The sequence below is a fragment of the Saezia sanguinis genome (assembly GCF_003991585.1).
Taxonomy (GTDB): domain Bacteria; phylum Pseudomonadota; class Gammaproteobacteria; order Burkholderiales; family Burkholderiaceae_C; genus Saezia; species Saezia sanguinis.
In genome coordinates, this window is sequence record NZ_PQSP01000054.1 from 1 (window position 1) to 277 (window position 277).

At 65.3% G+C, this 277-nt stretch carries 1 protein-coding gene; it reads left to right on the forward strand.

Going from position 1 to position 277, the window contains the following annotated elements; all coding sequences use genetic code 11:
• The coding region (locus tag CUZ56_RS14950; protein WP_338056673.1) for a LysE family translocator at positions 1–266 on the forward strand (266 nt) is incomplete at its 5' end.
• Positions 267–277: the final 11 nt, after the last annotated feature.

Below are 277 nucleotides of genomic sequence, written 5' to 3' on the forward strand. Positions count from 1 at the left end.
ATCCGAAGACGATCGTCTTCTTCGTCGCCGTCCTGCCCCAGTTCGTCGATTTCCGCGCGGGCAATGTTCCCTTTCAGATGATGGTGCTCGGTGCGGTTTTCACCGCGGTCGCGTTCGCCTGTGACAGTGTGTGGGCGTTACTGGCCGGTGCCGCGCGGGGCTGGTTCACCGGGTCGCCGCGGCGGCTTTCCATGGCGGGCGCCTCGGGCGGGGCGATGATGATCGGTCTGGGTGGCACTCTGCTGTTCGCCGACAACCGGCAGTAGCGGAACAGAAG